Raw genomic sequence first — 15,698 nt, forward strand, 5'->3', positions numbered from 1 at the left:
TATTAAAATAAATTATTAATAAATAAGTAGTTATGTTTAGAAACATTAAAGCAGTTGTTGTTTTGCTCTTATTAGGTACATTCGGAATGAATGCACAAAATAAAGTACCAGTTTATCTAGATGATAAAAAGCCAATTCAAGAACGTGTAGAAGATGCACTTGCGAGAATGACACTAGAAGAAAAAGTGGCAATGGTTCATGCGCAATCAAAATTTAGTTCGCCTGGAGTACCACGTTTAGGTATTCCTGAATTCTGGATGACAGACGGACCTCACGGTATTCGTTCAGAAGTTTTATGGGATGAATGGGATCAGGCCGGATGGACAAATGACTCTTGTATTGCTTTTCCAGCTCTTACTGCTTTAGCAGCAACTTGGAACAAAGAATTGTCTTCATTATATGGTAAATCTATAGGTGAGGAAGCACGTTACCGTAATAAAACAGTTTTGTTAGGACCGGGTGTAAATATTTATAGATCGCCACTTAACGGACGTAACTTTGAATATATGGGAGAAGATCCGTTTTTGGCTTCAAAAATGGTAGTGCCTTATATTAAAGGCGTACAGCAGAACGGTGTTGCAGCTTGTGTAAAACATTTTGCATTGAATAATCAAGAAACAAACCGTCATACTGTAAATGTAAATGTAGATGATCGTGCTTTGTATGAGATCTATTTGCCGGCATTTAAAGCAGCTGTTCAAGAAGGAGATGCTTGGACTATAATGGGGTCTTATAATAAATATAAAGGACAGCCTAATTGCCATAATGAGTTTTTGTTAAATGATATTCTTCGTGGAGAATGGGGATTTAAAGGAGCTGTTGTTGCCGATTGGGGAGGAGTAAGTAACACACGTCAAGCAATTACAAATGGTTTAGACATGGAGTTTGGAACATGGACAAATGGTTTATCTGCAGGAACAAGCAATGCTTATCAAAATTATTATTTAGCAAAACCTTATCTAGATTTAATTAAATCAGGAGAAGTAGGAACTAAAGAATTAGATCAAAAAATACGTAACATCCTTCGATTAGCTTTCCTTACTACAATGGATAAAAACAGACCATATGGTTCGTTTGGAACAGAAGAACATGGTCTTGCTGGTCGCAAAATTGCCGAAGAAGGAATCGTTTTATTGCAGAACAAAAATAATATACTGCCAATTAATCTTAACAAAACGAAGAAAATTGCTGTTATTGGAGAGAATGCAATAAAGATGATGACAGTAGGTGGAGGTAGTTCTTCATTAAAAGCTAAATATGAAATTTCACCATTAGATGGTTTAAAGAAAAGAGTGGGAACACAAGCTGAAGTTATCTATGCTCGTGGATATGTAGGTGATGCTGAGGGGAATTACAACGGAGTTGTTTCAGGACAAGATTTGTCAGAGAAACGTCCAGCAGACCAATTATTGGCAGAAGCTATTGATGTTGCTAAAAAAGCTGATATCGTATTGTTTGTAGGTGGATTGAACAAAAGTAATTATCAAGATGCTGAAGGTGTTGACCGTTTAGGATTAGAGCTTCCATACAATCAAGATAAAATTATAACTGAATTACTTAAAGTAAATAAAAACCTAGTATTCATCAATATCTCAGGAAATGCAGTAGCAATGCCATGGGTAAATGAAGTACCTGGAATTGTACAAGGATGGTTTTTAGGATCAGAAACAGGTAATGCATTGGCTTCAGTTTTAGTTGGAGATGCTAACCCTTCAGGAAAATTGCCATTTACTTTCCCAGTTAAATTAAAAGATAACGGAGCACATGCTTTGGGAGAATTTCCAGGAAAAGAAGAAGTAACATACAACGAAAGTATTTTTGTAGGATACCGTTGGGCAGATAAGCAAAAAGTAAAACCATTGTTTAGTTTTGGACACGGATTAAGTTATACTACTTTCCAATATGGAAAAGTTACTGCTGATGCAAAAACGATAACTGTCGCTGATAAAATTACATTTACAGTAAAAGTTAAAAATACAGGAACTAAAGATGGTTCAGAAACAGTTCAGTTGTACATAAGTGATTTAAAATCATCTTTACCACGTCCAATCAAAGAACTGAAAGGATTTGAGAAAGTAAATCTAAAAGCAGGAGAAGAAAAAACAGTTTCAATTACAGTTGATAAAGCAGCTTTAAGCTTTTTCGATCCTGTTAAGCATGACTGGGTTGCTGAACCAGGTGACTTCGAAGCGTTAATTGGAGCTTCTTCTACAGATATTAAAACAAAAGTGAAGTTTACTTTAAAATAGTTTCACAAAAGATGCTTTTGAAGCTTTATAATTAGTGCTTCAATGGTTGGTTAGTTAGTTTGCATAATCCCGATTACCTTTTGTGGTAATCGGGATTTTTTTGCTTAAATTTACTATACCATTTTTGGTTTTTTTAATAGAAACAAACTTCAAGTGTTTAGATAGATTAAAGTTATAAAGTAGGATTAGTTATAAGGTGTAAGAGCTTAATAGTAGGGAGAAATACATAATATAAAAGAGTCTAATTGATTGTTCTTAAAATATTTATTAATCGTAAAGTATCACTGCTTTACATTTAAATTCAAAAAACATGAAGAACTTTATGCTAATGATTTTTGTAATTTGCTTATTCACAGGTTGCAAAAAGGATCAAAAAGAAGCGACTACTGAAAAAAAAGCAGCTATTGTAAACGATGATAGTACGATTATAAAAACAGCCGAAATGGCTTATTTGTATGGTTTACCATTAGTATTAATGGATATTGCCCGCAGACAATCAACTAATGCGGAAGAGGCGGGGAGTATGGTAGCACCTATGAACCAGTTTATTCATAAATCAACGTTTCCCGATGCTACTCTTAAAAATGGTACACGACTTAATGCCGATACTTATTATTCATCAGCTTGGCTAGATTTAAGCAAAGAACCTATAGTGCTTTCAGTTCCTGATACATATGGAAGGTATTATCAGCTTTCTATGCAAGATGCGTATACCAATATTTTTTCCTCATTAAATAAAAGAACTACAGGAACAGGAGCAGCAAATTTCTTAATTACAGGACCAAAATCTACTGAGCCAGTTCCGATAGGAATGCAAGAAATTAAGTCTCCTACCAATATGGTACGTATTATTAACCAAATTCAAATGAATAGTTATGTTGATGGACTAAAAGTGTATAAGCTGCAACGACAATATAAATTAATTCCTTTGAGTGGTTGGGCTACAGATTATGTTGCTCCAAAAGGTAAAATTGATTCATCGGTTCCAAAAGGTTCGCCAAGTGAAATTGTTTCTAAAATACCTATTGGAGAGTTTTTTAATTATGTAAATCAGTTAATGGCTAATAATCCGCCAAGCGACAAAGATGCTGAAACGGTAAAAATGTTTGCTACAATTGGAATTAAACCTGGAAGTAAATTCAACTTAAGTGGCTTTAATAGTTCAGTGCAATCAGTAGTAAGGGCACTTCCAGATAAAATGCTAGGAGCACTTAATAAAGAGACAACAATGCCTCCAAAACTAGAGAACGGATGGACTCCAATAGATTTAAAATTAGGAGCATTTGGAACTGATTATAAGCACAGAGCAATGATTTCCTATAAAGGATTAGAAATTAATCTTCCTCAAGATATAATTAATTCTTCTTGTATGGTCGATGAGGGAGGTGATAAATTAATTGGATCCAATAAATATACGATTCATTTTAATCAGGATGAAATTCCATTAGCAAATGCCTTTTGGTCATTAACAGCCTATGATGCTAAAGGAGCATTTGTTGCCAATCCTATGAACCGTTTTACAATAGGTAATCGTGATTCATTAATTAGAAATGCCGATGGTTCGATAGATATTTATTTTCAAAGATCATATCCCGGAAAAATCAGAGAAAATAATTGGCTGCCAGTATCATCTGGAGAATTTAATATAGTATTGCGAGTATATTCTCCAAAAGAACAAATGTTAAAAGGAAAATGGATCATACCTTCAATAAAAAAAACAGTTCCAATAGCTCCAGTAACTGAATCAGTACCGGTTACAGTAGCTGTATCAGAATAACTTTAGTATAAAATATTTCAAAAGACAAAAGAGACACTAAATTCAAAATAGATGAATGGTAGTGTCTCTGTTTTTTAATAGCTTAAAAGCATTTTGCAAAGTTTTAAAAAGAAGAATTTAGCAGTAATAACTTATAAGCTTATCTGATAAATTCTAGATTCTTCTCCCCAAGGATGATGCCCTTGTCCTATATAATTAAAACCATATTTCTCATAAAAACCGACATGATCAGTGCATAGATGTAAGTTATTAAATCCTGCTTTTTTTGAATCTTGTTTTGCTTTTTCAATTAATAAGGAGCCATATGAATTTCCTCTGTGTTTTTCATCTATAAAAATGGCGCATACCCAAGGATATAAATCCATTCGGCTAATAAAGTCATTTGTAATAAGACCCGCGCAGCCAATAATAGTATTATCCTTTTCTAATATATACCACTGAGGCAATGAATCTTTAGCATTAATACTATGTGTAATACAATCTTCATAAATAACTGCAGGTACTTCTGGCCAGCTATCTTGAAAATAATGTATTGCCTTATCTTTATATTCGGGATTTTCCCTTACCGAAATTATTCTCATCTTAATTTTAAATTTATTGTATTTTGGTTATTTGGCAAAGAAAATTACATTTAGCAAAGTTATTAGCTTTGAACTTCAGAACCTTATAGACTATTTTCGTCCTTGATTCCTTTGAGCAGTGCATAAATCGCCATTGCGTGCCCTTGTCCTAAATCAAAATCTTCTTTAAGCCAGTTTGTAATATCGCCAGCTTTTATTTCAGGTTTAAGTTTCCCATTTAATGTAAAACCTTTTTGCTCTGCCAAAGTTCTAAATTCAGCTGGACCATTAGCTGTTTTTTCTTTAATTGTTTTTAAGTATCCTTGAAATGACATAAAATGTTGGTTTATTGGTTAATATTAAATTTTATTTCAGAAAACAACTATAAAAATATAGATTTTTATATTCTTTAGTTTATCTAAAAGAATATTTTTTCATTTTTAAAATTACTAATTCACTCTAATTGAATTACCTCTTAACTCAGAAAGAGTTTGTAGCTTTACAGTAATTTACCAAAAGAATAAAGATATAATGTATACAAAACTACTAGAGCTTGTCGCGGAGATTATTACCATTGATGATTCGGATGCAATCTTGGTTGAACGTTTTTTTGAGCCAGTAAGTTGCGGTAAAGGAGAAATTTTGGAAAAAGAAAACAAGATAGCTCAATATTTATATTTTATTAATTCGGGGTTTATCAGGGCTTTTTATAATAAAAATGGCGATCAGATGACTACGCATATTAATTGTCCTTCTGGATTCATTACCTCTTTTAATAGTTTTGTAACAGGTATTCCTGCGGTAGATAATATTGAATGTCTTACTGCATGTGAAGTGTTGCGAATTACCAAAAACGATTTGGATACATTATGCCATAAAAGCCAAAAGTGGGCAGATTTTGCCAGAATTATTTATGAAAAATCTTTAATTTATAATGAGCAGCGTACAAATGATATCATTGCGTTATCAGCTGAAAAACGCTATCTTAAAATCCTGAACGATAATCCTGCTATGATACAAAATGTCCCACTTCAATATATAGCGTCGTTTATAGGAATCAAACCCGAAAGTTTGAGTCGAATTCGTAAACAAATAATTTCCTAACATAGATCAAGTAGATTGCTTTGGTTATTACTGAATTTTGTGTCAGAAATAATTAAAGAAATGAAAACGATAAAAAACAAAACGGCATTTATTACTGGGGCATCCTCTGGTATTGGAGAAGCATTTGCTTATGAACTAGCAAAACAAGGAACAAATTTAATATTAACAGCTCGATCTGAAGATAAACTGCAAGTCATAGCTCGAAAAATTACTAAAGAGTATAATGTAAGAGTAACAGTGCTTACAGGAGATCTTTTGCAAAAAGAAACGCCAAAAAAATTATACAATCAGATAAAACAAGCTGAATTGTCTGTTGACTTGCTGGTGAACAATGCAGGATTTGGTAAATGGGTAAATTTTCTAGACGAAAGTATAGAAGATTATGAAGACATGATCGAAATAAATGTTAATGCATTAGTCAAATTATGCCATCTGGTATTACCAGATATGCTGAAAAAAGGGGATTGTGGAATAATAAATGTAGCTTCAACCGGCGCATTACAGCCATGCCCATATGTTGCAGTATATTGTGCAAGTAAATCATTTGTATTAGATTTTTCAGAAGCATTACAAGGAGAATATTCTAAGCATAGTATTACCATTACAGCACTATGTCCAGGGAATACTGCCACAGGTTTCCAATCGGTTGCAAAAGCAAATACTAAAGGTATGGCCGCAGACACTCCAGAGACAGTTGCTAAACAAGGAATTTCAGCATTATTAAAAAATAAAAGCTTTAAGATTGTAGGTACTGCAAATTATTTACAATCATTTTTACCAAGAGTATTACCAAGAAAAACAATGATTGATATAGTAAGTAAAATGATGAATGGAAAAGTAAATAGCTAAAGAGGTAAAAGAGAAAAACATCTTAATTTTTCTCACTTATAATGATATGAGACAGTTATTCCACATAGCTTCCCCAATAAATTCTAAGTTCCACGAAGCTTTTTAGCTTTGAACCTCAGAACCTTATTTATCTCAAATAGTTTTCTATGAAATAAACAATTGTGAGATTCTTAACGCACTTTAGTTGGTAAAATTCATTAATTTAACAAAAGTTAAAAAATAAGCTTACTATGGAAAATTCAAGACTCAAATCCTTTATACCACTTTTTTATCTTGTTTGGTCAGATGACCTTTTAACACAAAAAGAGTTCGTTACCTTGCAAGAATTCATTCGTTCGCAAAATTGGCTTTCCAAAGAAGAACAGGAAGAGTTACTTTCAAAAATTGATATTTCAACACCTCCATCTAGAGAACAGCTTACAAAATGGAAGATAGATATCGAGAAAAGTATTCAGGATAAACAGTCTGTTAAATCTATATTTGATATAGTTTTAGCTCTTTCAGGAGATGATAAAAGTCTAAAAGAATTAGAACCTGTTTTTACAAAACTAGAAAATGATCTTGGTGTATTTGGTGAAGAAGCTATAGGAGCTTTTAAAAAAACAGCGACTTCATTTACTTCAAATTATAAAACCGAGAGTAGTTTTGATACCAAAATACTTACTGAGATTTTGGATGGAGAACAAGCTTCAATTATAAAAAGAGTAAAAACGGTGATAAGCAAACCTGAATTTGCTTATGAAACTTCTACAGATACTACTGTTTATCGTGCAAAAGTATATGAATGGTGTAAAATCCTTGCTAAGGAAAACCTTGGTAATATGGCCTATCCGAAGCAATATGGTGGAGGAGAAAATATAGCCGATTATTTTGCCATTATGGAAACGCTAAGTTACCATGATCTAAGTTTGGTAATCAAGTTTGGTGTACAATTCGGACTTTGGGGAATGAGTGTGCAATCGTTGGGTACAGAAAAACATTATAGCAAATACCTAAAAGATATAGGTTCGCTTAAGCTACCAGGATGTTTTGCTATGACCGAAACGCATCATGGATCGAATGTTAAGGGACTTGAAACTACTGCAACTTACAATCACAATAACCAGACATTTACCATTCATACACCAAACGCAACTGCACAAAAGGAATATATTGGTAATGCGGCAGTACACGGGCAGATGGCAACTGTGTTTGCAAAATTGTTCATTAATGATGTTGATTATGGTGTAAACGCATTTATTGTGCCTTTAAGAGATACAGCTGGCAATACTATAAATGGTGTTACTATTGGAGATTGTGGGCATAAAATGGGGTTAAACGGAGTAGATAACGGAACAATTAGCTTTGACAATGTGGTTATCCCAAAAGAGAATATGTTAGATAGATTTGCTTCTGTCAACGAAAAAGGGGAATTCGAAAGCCCAATACCAAGTGATAACCGACGATTTTTTACCATGCTTGGAACATTGGTTGGAGGACGAATAGGGATTCCGCGCTCCGCATTGGCTGCAGCTAAATCAGGACTGGCAATCACGATTAGATATAGCGATCAACGCAGACAATTTGGACCTGAAGGTGGTTCAGAAGTTCCTATTTTAAATTATCGTATGCACCAACGCAGATTGATTCCACAGCTGGCAAAAACGTATGCAGTTCATTTTGCTTTGCAATATCTTACCAATCGTTTCCTGAATAAGAAAGAATCAGAAATGCAGGAAATCGAAGCACTTGCTGCAGGAATGAAATCCTATTCAACATGGAGTACGAGAGATATTTTACAAGAATGCCGTGAAGCCTGTGGGGGCAAAGGATATTTGTCTGAAAATAGAATCGATGCGTTAAAAAATGACACCGAAATTTATACCACTTTTGAAGGGGATAATACTGTATTAATGCAATTGGTAGCTAAAAATCGTTTATCCGAATTTAGAAAATCGTTTGGAGAAATGGGAACAATGGGAATTATTAATTATGTTTATGAAAATGCAAAAACAGTTATTTCTGAGAAAAACCCAATTGCAACTCGTAAAACAGACGATGTGCATTTGCTTGATAATGAGTTTCATTTATTAGCATTTCAGTACCGAGAAAAAACAACATTGGCATCAGCGGCTAAGCGTATAAAAAAACTTATTGATAGCGGATTGGAGCCTTACGATGCATTTAATGTGGTGCAACACCAAATGATTGATGTGGCTCAAGCCTATTTGGAACGAATCGTTTTAGAACAGTTTCAACTTGCAATAGAGTCAGTTAAAGATGTAAACGTTAAAGAGATTTTATCAAAATTATGTCACTTGTATGCTCTTGCTCAAATAGAAAAAAATAAAGGATGGTATCTTGAAGATGGATATATGGAAGCTGTTAAAACAAAGGCGATTCGTAAAATGGTTAATCAGCTTTGCTGGGATATCAGACCCGATGCAGTTTCGTTGGTCAATGCATTTGATATTCCCGAAAGTTGCCTCGCAGCACCAATATTGAGGTAGTCATTAATTGTTGATTTTGTTTGTGAATGTTGACATGAAGATTAAACAATTTTTAGCTCACCTTGTTATCTAATGTAACTCCACAAAGCAAAAGTTTTAAAAAATAAACCATTAAGAGATTAAGAATAAGAACTTAAATTTCTTAATCTCTTAATGGTTAAAAAAAGATAATGTTTCAAAACACTTAAGCTGTTTCTTTTAGCTTTTTAATGATTTCCATATAACGATTCTCAAAAATAGTTTGCTCAACAGGAACAACTACAGCCTGAAATAATTGCATTAAATCATCGGCGTGATTTGCTACTTTTTTAGTTTGAAAACTATAATGAATAAACTTAATCCATAGTACAGCTTTTAGTTCCGTTTCATCTTCATTCCACATTTTCATCTCTACCAATAGCACATTATCAGTATATTGAATTAATTGAGAATCTATTAGAACAGTTTCCATGGTAGATGCTGGTCTCATATAGCTTATTTGGTTTGAAGCAACAACCCAACTTAAGGCTGATGTTTTCATAAGTTTAAATATATCCAAACCATAATGCTCTGCAATTTGATCTTCACGAGTGTTAATGAAGTATTCCAAATATTTTGCATTGTTTAAATGATTGAATGGGTCACAATCCTGAAATCTGATTTTTCTTTTTGTTTTTAATACTTTTTCCATTGTTCGTTAAATTACACTGCATACCAATTGGTATTTAGTGAGTTAAATTTTTTTTACTTTTTTATAGTTTCTATTATCATGTTATCAATGCAATCCATTGCATTGGTTATGTAGGTTTCGTCATTGTGAGTGAAAGCTAGAAGTGAGCTACCTTCAATTAGTGATAAAATTATCTGGGCGTATTTATTTACATCAATGTCTGATTTTATTTCATTAAACTCAATCCCTTTTTTCAGTATATCTATTAGACCATTAATAAATTTTTGAGAAAGTTTTTCAGCGGCTTCAAACAGTAACGGATTAACAAATTTTGTATCCACACCAACCCTAAGCATCGGACAACCGCCTCTGTCTTTAACCAGATTATAATAACTGCGTTGGTAATTTGTTATTGTGTGGAGTTTGTTTATACTACCTTCCTTGGTAGCAATTAGTTTAAAGAGCGGTAGTATAGCTATGCTGATATTGAGTTGAAACGCTTTTAAAGCTAAATCTTCTTTATTCGAAAAATTACAATAAATAGCTCCTTTGGTAAGTCCAGTTGCATTTGTAATATCTGATAAACTCGTACCAATATAGCCTTGTTTATTAAAAATTGGGGCAACTTTATCTAATATAAATTCAGATGTATTCATAGCTCTGTTCGATTTTTGAATAAATTACAGTACAAATATAATAAACAAATACCAATCGGTATGAAGGAGGAATGTTTTATTTTAAATCGAGATTTCGAAGTTTTAAATATACTTTTTTAGAATTACATTTTAGCAATTAACATGCCTAATGTTTGTATTGATTGTCTTAATTCATTGCTCCATGGTAATCCAAAACTTAAGCGCATGCAATTAGAAAACTGATCTTGAAATGAAAATATACGGCCTGGGGCTATGCTAATATTATGTTTCATTGCTAGATGATAAAAAACGGCTGTATCTATTTTTTTATCCAATTCAAGCCAAAGAAAAAATCCTCCTTGAGGTTGACTCACCTTGGTTCCTGCTGGAAAAGATTCCAGTATGGTATTGATATAATTAATACTGTTGTGATGCAAAATTTGACGTATTTTTCGAAGGTGATTTTCGTATCTGCCATTTTTGAGGAAATCAGCAACTACTTCATGCGTTATAGTGGTAGAAGAGACAGTGTGATAAAGTTTGGTGTGTAAGATTTCTTTTTTAAATTTTCCAGGCGAAACCCAGCCCACACGATAACCAGGAGCTAGTGATTTAGATACTGAGTTACAACAAAGCACAATACCACTTTCGTCGTAGGTTTTACAATTAGTTGGTCTGCTAGTTCCAAAATACATATCACCATAAATATCATCTTCAATAAGCGGTATATTGTAATGTTCCATTAACCGAACGACTTCTTTTTTGTGCTCCACAGGCATCATGCTTCCTGATGGGTTACTAAAATTACTTATTAATAAACAAAGAGTAATCTTCTTGGTTGCAAGTGCTTTTTTTAGCGCATCAAGCTCTATTCCTGTGGTCATGTTGGTAGGTAATTCCATTATATATAGCCCCAATGATTTTGCCAGTTGTAAAATCCCAAAATATACAGGGCTTTCTGTGATAATTGTGTCACCAGGTTTAGTCAATGTCATTAAACAATGGGATATAGCACCTATACAACCAGATGTAGTAATTACATCGTCTTCGGTTAATGTACCTCCCCAAGTAAAAGACCATCTGGCAATTTCTTTTCTCAAATTTAGATTTCCTTGCACTTCATCGTAGCAAGTACCACTATTAGGAGACTGTCGCACTGCTTGTATCATTCCTTTGTTCAATTTGGTAATAGGAAGAAGTTCATTGGATGGGAAACCCAAAGAAAGCATAGTCACATTTTTATCCATCATACTGCCATAAACAAGATCAATTAAGTCTTCACGTTCAATATTGGCACTGCTAATTATAGGACTACTGGGTGAAGGCTCAGCTATCGTTCGTGATGAAATATTACTTACATAATAACCAGATTGTGGTCTGGATTCTATAAGTGAACGACTCTCCATCTCGTAATATGCTTTGCTTACTGTACTCATACTGTATCCAGTTTCGGCACATACTTCTCGTATTGAAGGAAGTTTATCTCCAACATTAAAAAGACCTGATTTTATTTGTTTTTCAATTCGGTCAGCAAATTGTAGATATAAGTAGTTGGAATTTTTCATTTTAAAAATGATAACTGTTATGCTGCAATTTAACAAAACTGTATCTGTATTGCTATTTTATTTTCTAGAAATTTGCAGTGTCACAAAAGGTAAACAAAAAATTCTCCATGAAGAACACAAAATATTACTTGGCAGCCATTACTGCGTATACAATCTGGGGTTTTTTTAGTTTGGTATTAAAACCAATACATTCCTATGCTTCGTTGGATATTTTGTTTTATCGTGTTTTTAGCTGTAGCATATTATTACTACTAATAACGTTTCTTTTTAAAAGAAAAAGATTTAAAGAAGCTGTTGTTGCTTTTAAAGCTTTGTCTGTGGAAAAAAAACGTAGAACTATTTTATTGAACATTGGGGGAAGCGTTTTTTTAACTGCCAATTGGTTTACTTTTATATATGTGATGAATCATGTGAGTGTTAAAGCAACATCACTTGCTTATTTAGTTTGTCCGATCTTGACGACCTTATTGGCATATTTTATTCTGCATGAAAAACTGTCTAAAACGCAATGGATATCAGTAGGGTTGAGTATTACAGGCTGTTTGCTTTTGTCTTATGCTAATATTATGGATATGTTTTTTAGTATAATTATAGGTTTAACTTATGCTTGTTATTTGGTTAGCCAAAGAGTTAATGTTGGTTTTGATAAATTTATAGTGCTTACTTTTCATATAACTTTATCGGCATTATTTTTATTGCCGTTTTTCCCTGCTTATAGCGGACCTGTTCCTACAGAATTTAAATTCTATTTCTGTATCGAAATAATTGCACTTGGTTTTACTATTTTCCCATTGTTGCTGAATTTATTTGCTCTTACAGGGCTTAATTCATCTACAGTTGGGATGTTACTGAACATTAATCCAATGATCGCTTTTGGGTTAGCAACTTTTGTATATCATGAACAAAGTGGACCATTACAGATTTTATCATACAGTATTATTTTTATCTCAGTACTTGTTTTTAATTCGCATCATCTTTTTAAAAACAAACAGAAGGCAATTCAAGTAACGAAATGTAGTTGATTTATAAAACGATCAATTTCATTTTAGATAGTAATTTGTCGACACTCCAATTGTAAAAAGGAATTGTAGCCAACAGTAAAGAAGCTGCACTTGCAGTAAATACAGAATAATTAAATGGCGCTCTGTATCCTGCAAAAATGAACATGCTTAAAGCAAATGATAATGTTAATATAAAACTTCCATAAGCGGAAAATTTAGTTTTAAAACCTATAATTAATAATACACCAAATAGTATCTCTGCTAATGTTGCAATTATACCCATGACATTAGCCATAGTATGGTTGAGGTAAGGCATTAAGGAATTTGTATAATCAACAAAATTGGTCCAATTTCCCCATCCTACGTTGGGTTCTCCTGCTTCCCCCAGCATACCAAATCTGTCCATTACAGGTAATATAAAACCAATTCCTAAAGCCAATCTTAGGAATATTTGTGCCAACTGTTGTGTGTTTTTCATTTGTTTTATTTTTCGATAATCATTGTGATTCCTTGTCCTCCGGCTGCGCAAATTGATATGAAACCTCTTCCAGAACCCTTTTCGTTGAGTAATTTTGCCATAACTCCAATTATTCTTCCGCCAGTAGCGGCAAAAGGATGTGCTGCTGCCAGACTGCTTCCTTTTACGTTAAGTTTGTTTCTGTCGATTGCTCCAAGACTTTTCTTTAACCCCAATTCTTTACTGAGATCAGAACTTTCCCAAATTTTTAGTGTGGCTAAAACCTGAGCGGCAAAGGCTTCGTGAATTTCGTAATAGTCAAAATCTTGTAGTGTTAGCCCTGCTTTATCAAGCATCCTGCTTGCTGCAAACAGGGGAGCTAATAGAAGATTCTGTTGATTTTTTACATATTCGATAGCGGCAACTTCTGCAAAAGTAATGTAAGCAAGAATAGGAAAGTTATTTTCTTTTGCCCATTGCTCACTAGCCAAAAGAATGCAAGAGGCGCCATCGGTAAGGGGAGTAGAGTTTCCCGCTGTGAGCGTACCATTGATTTTATCAAATGCAGGAGGAAGCTTTGCCAGTTTTTCGAGTGTACTATCTCTCCTTAAATTATTGTCTTTATCAAGACCTTGAAAAGGGGTAATCATATCATTAAAGAAACCTTCGTCATATGCTTTTGCCATATTTAAATGACTTTGTAGGGCTAAATTATCTTGATCTTCTCGGGATATTTTGTAATATTTGGCTGTAATTTCAGTATGACCTCCCATAGAAAGTCCAGTTTGAGATTCTTGATTTTGAGGAACTAGTGGTGTGAAATCTTTAGGACGTAGTTTAAAAAACTGTTTTATTTTACCTCCCAAGGTTTTTTCTTTTCTGGCATTGAGTATTATTTTTCTTAAATTTTCGCTTACTGCAATTGGTATGTCACTAATAGAGTCAACTCCTCCGGCAATTCCAGACTCGATTTGTCCGAGAGCAATTTTATTAGCAATATATATTGCACTCTCTATTCCTGTGTCACAGGCTTGTTGTAAGTCGCAAGCAGGAGTAGCTGGATCTAATGACGTTTTCATGACACATTCTCTTATAAGATTGCTATCGTAAGTATGTTTTATCACTGCACCTCCTGCAACTTCACCGAGTAGTTTTCCTTGCAGTTTATGTTTTTCTATGAGTCCGTTAAGAGCAGCAACCATCATATCTTGATTTCCTACTTTTGCGTATGCGGTATTTGCTCTCGCAAAAGGAATTCTGTTGTATCCTACTATTGCTACTTTTCTTATTTTATCACTATCACTCATATCAGAATTTTATTTGCATGAAAAGATTACTATTAAAGTTTCACTTTAGAATAATAAATTTAATGATTTAGATTTAAATGTATTGAGTTATCTATAAAAAAATAAGCCTTGCGTTTTATATTTAAAACAGAAGGCTTATTTATATCTAAATTATTGGAGTGCTAGTTAGATGCAATTCCCATCGGGAGTACAAGACTGACCATCGATTATATCCAATTTTGTAACTGGATTATCTTTTCTCCATTCTCCAAATGACTTTTCTAATGTTTGCAAAAATGTTTCAGGAGCTTGTGCGCCGTTAATTGCATATTTACGATTAAAGATAAAAAACGGAACTCCATTTATACCAAGATCTTGAGCTTCCTGGATATCACTTTTTACTTTATCAGCATATTGGTCATCAGTCAAAGATTGTTTTACATCTTCAGCTGTTAATCCGATATCTTTTCCTAATTCTTCTAAAACTTGTGAATCTCCAAAGTTTTTTCCTTCAGTAAAATAAGCATAAAATAAACGTTCTTCAGCTTGATCTCCAAGTCCTTTTGTTTTTGCTAATTGTATCATTCGATGCGCATTGAATGAATTAGCAATAACTGCATTATCAAAGTTATATTCTAATCCTGCATTTTTTGCAGTTTGAACAACTCCTTGATGCATTCTCACTGAATCTTCGTAGCTAAAGCCTTTTCTGTTAGCAAGGTATTGGTAAACGTTTTCTTTTTGGTCGAATTGTTCTGGAATGTTTGGGTCAAGTTGAAAACTTTTCCAAACAATTTCTATGTCTTTATTGTCAGCAAATTTGTTAAGTGCAGTTTCATAATTTCGTTTTCCAATGTAGCAAAATGGGCACATAATATCGCTCCAAACTTCTACTTTCATTTTAGGGGTTCCTATTATTTCCATGGTGTTTTATTTTAATATTTTGTATTTAGATTAACCACAAAGTTTTATAATCTGTAGGGTTAAAAAAGTTTTACCATTAAGGTATTAAGTTTCATTAAGGATAAAGCCTAGTTTTCTTTATTTTGAATGGTTAAATTTAACCGCAAAGGGCGC

At 33.3% G+C, this 15,698-nt stretch carries 14 protein-coding genes; 6 read left to right on the top strand and 8 right to left on the bottom strand.

What is annotated here, in order from left to right; all coding sequences use genetic code 11:
- The first annotated feature begins 32 nt into the window (after positions 1-32).
- Positions 33-2,249 (top strand): glycoside hydrolase family 3 C-terminal domain-containing protein, encoded by a 2,217-nt coding sequence (locus tag LPB87_RS13845; RefSeq protein ID WP_230728279.1) that lies wholly within the window; start codon positions 33-35, stop codon positions 2,247-2,249.
- Positions 2,250-2,559: 310 nt separating this feature from the next.
- Complete coding sequence (locus tag LPB87_RS13850; RefSeq protein ID WP_230728280.1) at positions 2,560-4,026, top strand: DUF1254 domain-containing protein; 1,467 nt, start codon at positions 2,560-2,562, stop codon at positions 4,024-4,026.
- Positions 4,027-4,157: 131 nt separating this feature from the next.
- Here the strand turns inward: LPB87_RS13850 and LPB87_RS13855 are convergent, their stop codons facing one another.
- Positions 4,158-4,607: a GNAT family N-acetyltransferase gene (locus tag LPB87_RS13855; protein ID WP_129538744.1), complete on the bottom strand. Its 450-nt coding sequence runs from the start codon at positions 4,605-4,607 to the stop codon at positions 4,158-4,160.
- 83 nt (positions 4,608-4,690) lie between these two features.
- Positions 4,691-4,921 (bottom strand): DUF4287 domain-containing protein, encoded by a 231-nt coding sequence (locus LPB87_RS13860; RefSeq protein WP_129538743.1) that lies wholly within the window; start codon positions 4,919-4,921, stop codon positions 4,691-4,693.
- Positions 4,922-5,117: 196 nt separating this feature from the next.
- Here LPB87_RS13860 and LPB87_RS13865 point away from each other — a divergent pair, with 196 nt between their 5' ends.
- From LPB87_RS13865 to LPB87_RS13875, 3 genes are all read left to right on the top strand, one after another.
- On the top strand, positions 5,118-5,690 hold the full coding sequence (locus tag LPB87_RS13865; RefSeq protein WP_230728281.1) for a Crp/Fnr family transcriptional regulator: 573 nt from the start codon (positions 5,118-5,120) through the stop codon (positions 5,688-5,690).
- 60 nt (positions 5,691-5,750) lie between these two features.
- Positions 5,751-6,539 (top strand): SDR family oxidoreductase, encoded by a 789-nt coding sequence (locus LPB87_RS13870; RefSeq protein ID WP_230728282.1) that lies wholly within the window; start codon positions 5,751-5,753, stop codon positions 6,537-6,539.
- A gap of 230 nt (positions 6,540-6,769) precedes the next feature.
- Complete coding sequence (locus LPB87_RS13875; protein WP_230728283.1) at positions 6,770-9,028, top strand: acyl-CoA dehydrogenase; 2,259 nt, start codon at positions 6,770-6,772, stop codon at positions 9,026-9,028.
- Between the two features lie 184 nt (positions 9,029-9,212).
- On the opposite strand, the gene LPB87_RS13880 is transcribed toward LPB87_RS13875, so the two are convergent.
- From LPB87_RS13880 to LPB87_RS13890, 3 genes are all read right to left on the bottom strand, one after another.
- Entirely contained in the window at positions 9,213-9,698 is a 486-nt protein-coding gene (locus LPB87_RS13880) for an acyl-CoA thioesterase (RefSeq protein ID WP_129538740.1), read from the bottom strand.
- Between the two features lie 53 nt (positions 9,699-9,751).
- Positions 9,752-10,333: a TetR/AcrR family transcriptional regulator gene (locus LPB87_RS13885; RefSeq protein WP_230728284.1), complete on the bottom strand. Its 582-nt coding sequence runs from the start codon at positions 10,331-10,333 to the stop codon at positions 9,752-9,754.
- A gap of 122 nt (positions 10,334-10,455) precedes the next feature.
- A complete protein-coding gene (locus LPB87_RS13890) occupies positions 10,456-11,877 on the bottom strand; it encodes a PLP-dependent aminotransferase family protein (RefSeq protein WP_129538738.1) in 1,422 nt (473 codons plus the stop codon).
- Between the two features lie 107 nt (positions 11,878-11,984).
- Here LPB87_RS13890 and LPB87_RS13895 point away from each other — a divergent pair, with 107 nt between their 5' ends.
- Positions 11,985-12,899: an EamA family transporter gene (locus LPB87_RS13895; protein WP_129538737.1), complete on the top strand. Its 915-nt coding sequence runs from the start codon at positions 11,985-11,987 to the stop codon at positions 12,897-12,899.
- 1 nt (position 12,900) lies between these two features.
- On the opposite strand, the gene LPB87_RS13900 is transcribed toward LPB87_RS13895, so the two are convergent.
- From LPB87_RS13900 to LPB87_RS13910, 3 genes are all read right to left on the bottom strand, one after another.
- Complete coding sequence (locus tag LPB87_RS13900) at positions 12,901-13,356, bottom strand: DoxX family protein (protein ID WP_230728285.1); 456 nt, start codon at positions 13,354-13,356, stop codon at positions 12,901-12,903.
- A gap of 5 nt (positions 13,357-13,361) precedes the next feature.
- Positions 13,362-14,642: an acetyl-CoA C-acetyltransferase gene (locus LPB87_RS13905; RefSeq protein ID WP_230728286.1), complete on the bottom strand. Its 1,281-nt coding sequence runs from the start codon at positions 14,640-14,642 to the stop codon at positions 13,362-13,364.
- A 165-nt stretch (positions 14,643-14,807) separates the two neighbouring features.
- The gene (locus LPB87_RS13910; protein ID WP_230728287.1) at positions 14,808-15,545 is read right to left on the bottom strand and encodes a DsbA family oxidoreductase; all 738 of its coding nucleotides are present in this window, start codon (positions 15,543-15,545) and stop codon (positions 14,808-14,810) included.
- Positions 15,546-15,698 lie beyond the last annotated feature (153 nt).

Origin of the sequence: Flavobacterium sp. EDS, from assembly GCF_020991525.1 — a bacterium.
GTDB lineage: Bacteria > Bacteroidota > Bacteroidia > Flavobacteriales > Flavobacteriaceae > Flavobacterium.

Coding starts and splice junctions, on each gene's coding strand:
- LPB87_RS13910 (WP_230728287.1), bottom strand. CDS start 15,545: ATGGAAATAATAGGAACCCCTAAAATGAAAGTAGAAGTTTGGAGCGAT.
- LPB87_RS13855 (WP_129538744.1), bottom strand. CDS start 4,607: ATGAGAATAATTTCGGTAAGGGAAAATCCCGAATATAAAGATAAGGCA.
- LPB87_RS13875 (WP_230728283.1), top strand. CDS start 6,770: ATGGAAAATTCAAGACTCAAATCCTTTATACCACTTTTTTATCTTGTT.
- LPB87_RS13865 (WP_230728281.1), top strand. CDS start 5,118: ATGTATACAAAACTACTAGAGCTTGTCGCGGAGATTATTACCATTGAT.
- LPB87_RS13850 (WP_230728280.1), top strand. CDS start 2,560: ATGAAGAACTTTATGCTAATGATTTTTGTAATTTGCTTATTCACAGGT.
- LPB87_RS13870 (WP_230728282.1), top strand. CDS start 5,751: ATGAAAACGATAAAAAACAAAACGGCATTTATTACTGGGGCATCCTCT.
- LPB87_RS13860 (WP_129538743.1), bottom strand. CDS start 4,921: ATGTCATTTCAAGGATACTTAAAAACAATTAAAGAAAAAACAGCTAAT.
- LPB87_RS13845 (WP_230728279.1), top strand. CDS start 33: ATGTTTAGAAACATTAAAGCAGTTGTTGTTTTGCTCTTATTAGGTACA.
- LPB87_RS13890 (WP_129538738.1), bottom strand. CDS start 11,877: ATGAAAAATTCCAACTACTTATATCTACAATTTGCTGACCGAATTGAA.
- LPB87_RS13895 (WP_129538737.1), top strand. CDS start 11,985: ATGAAGAACACAAAATATTACTTGGCAGCCATTACTGCGTATACAATC.
- LPB87_RS13880 (WP_129538740.1), bottom strand. CDS start 9,698: ATGGAAAAAGTATTAAAAACAAAAAGAAAAATCAGATTTCAGGATTGT.
- LPB87_RS13885 (WP_230728284.1), bottom strand. CDS start 10,333: ATGAATACATCTGAATTTATATTAGATAAAGTTGCCCCAATTTTTAAT.
- LPB87_RS13900 (WP_230728285.1), bottom strand. CDS start 13,356: ATGAAAAACACACAACAGTTGGCACAAATATTCCTAAGATTGGCTTTA.
- LPB87_RS13905 (WP_230728286.1), bottom strand. CDS start 14,642: ATGAGTGATAGTGATAAAATAAGAAAAGTAGCAATAGTAGGATACAAC.